This window comes from Pseudomonadota bacterium, assembly GCA_030775045.1.
Taxonomy (GTDB): domain Bacteria; phylum Pseudomonadota; class Alphaproteobacteria; order JALYJY01; family JALYJY01; genus JALYJY01.
This window is the reverse complement of record JALYJY010000130.1, coordinates 1-3516: the sequence shown is the minus strand read 5'-3', so window position 1 is coordinate 3516 and position 3516 is coordinate 1. Positions and strand designations below refer to the sequence as shown.

At 52.2% G+C, this 3516-nt stretch carries 2 protein-coding genes and 1 pseudogene; all 3 read right to left on the bottom strand.

The window, feature by feature from the left end; genetic code table 11:
* Positions 1–523, bottom strand: a 523-nt coding sequence (locus M3O22_08960) for a hypothetical protein (protein MDP9196870.1), incomplete at its 3' end; no start/stop codon positions are given.
* Entirely contained in the window at positions 520–1302 is a 783-nt protein-coding gene (locus tag M3O22_08955; protein MDP9196869.1) for a hypothetical protein, read from the bottom strand. The genes M3O22_08955 and M3O22_08960, both read right to left, overlap by 4 nt.
* Before the next feature lie 391 nt (positions 1303–1693).
* A pseudogene (locus tag M3O22_08950) lies at positions 1694–2080 on the bottom strand (calcium-binding protein).
* Positions 2081–3516: the final 1436 nt, after the last annotated feature.

The following is a 3516-nucleotide window of genomic DNA, read 5'->3' as shown; positions in this document are numbered from 1 at the left end:
AACCTACATGCAGCCAATAACCATGATTTCCAATGGAGGGATAGACGATTAGTCCGTTCTTATCTTTATACTTTTCATTTTTTTTCCAGTTAGGCTGGTCTATGGTCAGAGTATAAATTTCTTCTGGAGAAATCTGTTTTTCACCCCAATTTATATAAATTTTCACGATATCAACGCACTCCTTAGGCTTTTGCATATAGCAGTTTTTTGTTTTTGCATTCAGTCCCTCAAAATCAGGCAAGATAACTCTTAAAAAAAGTTCGTTATATGATCTGGGGTTCATTGCTGTTTCAGGATTCGGCGGATCAATAATCATATTTTTCGGGAACGCAAATTTGCGTCCAGCGAGATAGACCTCCACGGGCGTGGGATCATCTGTGACGTGATAAACAGGGAAGAGTGATCGAAGATAGGTTTTCGGAAAGAACCGCTCTTCGTGTTTTATCCTTGATCCATAGAATGCTGCACCAGCAATAGCTGCAAACAGCACAACCAGGGATAAGCTTATGGTCAGACGTTTCATGGCCGTCCTTCTTGGTTATCATTTGCTGCAGGTACAGATTGTTCATAGGACAGGATCATCTTCCGGACACCGGAATGAATATTCTGCCAATCCGGTAGATGTTTGTAGAAGATCTGATATGAAAACTGGATTTTCTTGTCGATGAATCCTGTTTTGATCTGGCATAAAGAATATTCATCAGGCTGAATTTTGGGGAGCCACTGGGCACAGTCCCACATAACAAGCTCACCATCCGGCATATAACCCACATGCAGCCAATCTGTCCCATCACCTACAGACTGATAGACTGTCTGATCATACCTGTTTTTTCTTGCCCGATTTTTTTTCCACGATTTGGTTTCTTTTAAATAGACATTGTAGATACGTTCCGGAGAATTGAATTTTGATGTTGGTCCATCAAGGAACATGTGCACAACATCAATACACTCCTTTGGTTTTTTCATATAACAGTCTTTTGTTTTTGCATTCAGTCCTTCAAAATCAGGAAGGACAAGACGCATGGTGACAGAATTATAAGCTTTTGGATTCAGCGCCGTTTCCCTGTCCGGCATCCGGATAATCATGTTTCTGGGGAAGGCAAATTTGCGCCCGGCAAGATAGACTTCAACCAGCGTGGGGTCGTCCGTAACCTGGTAGATGGGAGCCCAGCGCGAGAGAATACCCTGTGGGTCAAAACTTTCTTCTGTGGCGGTCGGCCAGGCTTGCCATACCCTGAACCCGAGCACTCCTGCTCCGGCAGCCGCCAGAACGATAAACAGACCCAAGACCAGACGTTTCATCACTGCTGTTCCACCTGAAAAATTACCCATCCATCTGTATATCAGTGCAGGAGATCAATGCCGCCAGAATGCAATCTTATGCGACACGATACACAACTACTGATTGTGTCTCAATCCTGTTGTCATTGGCCGCTGCTCCACCCTCCGCCAGACGAAGCAGGTCCGAAGGACTCCAGTACAGCCCGCTGAGGGTGTCATAGATGCGCTCGACCGTGCCGGCGCTGATCTGGTTCCTGATGGTGACAGAACCACCCACCCCCACAGCCAGAACCATGTCATCACCCTGCCGCGCAACACCATCCTGGATCGAATACAGACCCGCCGCCACCGTGTCGTACCCGCTGCTGTCCGTGATGGTCGCTGTGCCCCGGCTGTACAGATCGATCTGGTAGATATCGTTCCCCTCACCACCATTCAGCGTGTCGCTGCCATACATCCCGCCGGCCAGAACGTCGTCCCCTTCCTCACCGTACAATATGTCGTCACCGTTTCCGCCCAGCAGAACGTCATTCCCCGCGCCGCCTTCCAGGATATCATTTCCGTTTCCACCCAGCAGGATGTCGTGGCCCTCACCCCCACGCAGGGTGTCGTTGCCATATCCGCCGTCCAGAAGATCATTATCGTCGTTTCCGTAGAGGATATCGTCCCCGTCTTCTCCGTACAGAGTGTCGTTGCCTGTTCCACCAGATACCTGATCATTGCCATCGCCACCATAGACTGTATCCCTGTCCGCACCGGCGTCGATGATGTCGTCCCCGTCGAAGCCTAACACCAGGTTGCGCAGGTGACTGTCATAAACCGTCAGGACAGTTGGGGTCAGGCCCGGACCCCGGTGGAAAAGATCATCCACTGTCGGTGCCCAGGTATTGGCGCTGGTATCAGACTGGAACAGGTCTTCCCGCCGCCAGTCGGCAGGGTTTTCCTGACCGGCCTGCAACAGGAAATCCAGACCGGGCCAGAAATGGGCGCGCAGCTTTTCAAGTTCTCCCGCAGCGTCATAGCCGGCGGGATTTTCATTGCCCATGTCAAAAGTACCATTGGCATTCTGTGACCGTACATCAGACAGGTAGTTCCTGATCCAGACTTTCTTTGTGTTCAGGAAAGCGATGACCTGTCTGGCATCGTCCATATCACTGACGATGCTGTTGCCTTCGGCGTCACGGGCGCCGTACAGGCCAAACATGTCACCTTCCCCCATCCGGCGGTTATGGACGCCGGCCGAACGCACCAGATCCCCGTCGGGGAAAGTGACGGGAACGCCGTTTATGCGGGTGAGGTTGGTGTTGTATGTAATCTCGAACCAGGCATTCAGTTCATGGTTTCGGGCTGAATGCACCAGCGCAGCTTCCTGGTCTTCGTTTTCGGCGGCATCGGCGGCTTTCCAGTCGTCGACGGCAGCAAAGACCTCATTGCGACAATCCCCAAGAAGAAGGCCTCGTCCGTTCCACCACAGGGATGTGAGAGCGGTTTTCTGGCCCGTGGTCAGGGTGTCCCATACCTCACCGCCCGCGACCTTGTTCTGGGCCACTCTTTTGTCTGAAGAAGACATCTGGTCCCACTGGCCCGTGGCGATCTGCAGCTGCAGGGCTTCTGTCAGCTCGGCCCAGCTGGTGCCGCCGGACGCATTGCGTTGCGCCTGTGACAGGTCTGTCCAGATGGCTCCACCTGTAAAAGCCTTCTGCTCAGCTGTCAGCCCGTTCCACAGGGTTGTGGCTTCCTGCACACGCTCTGAATTCGGTACATCAGCCATACGCGTGCCGCCCCAGCTTTGAAACAGCGCTGCCGTCTCATAATTGAGATGCCAGAAAAACCCGTCATTCACCGCCTCCGCATTCACCGCATAAATTCCCAGTGGGGCTCCGGAGGGATCGTTGTCGAAGCGACGGCCATCATTCGGGATACCGGGACTGCTGCGGGGGAAGGTGTTGGCATTCTCATCGTCGTTTGGCGTACCAATTCTGCCGGCGGCTCCAGTCAGATTTCGTCTTAGATCATCTAAAGCCGTTTCAGTCAGCGCGATTCCCATGGCCCTGAAAAAATCTGTCAGGAATTCATCGGGCCGCGGCTGCCAATCAGGATTTTGTGAAGTTCCCCGGTTGACAACAAGCGCCGTTCCCACACCCACGGTAGGGATATAGTTTCCGTCCGTATAGATCCACTGATACCGCCCTTCGGATGCACCAATGAAATTCAGCAGCTCGGCCTGTGTAGGAT

Excerpts from the sequence above, each read along its gene's own strand:
- M3O22_08955 (MDP9196869.1), bottom strand. The coding sequence starts at position 1,302 with ATGAAACGTCTGGTCTTGGGTCTGTTTATCGTTCTGGCGGCTGCCGGA.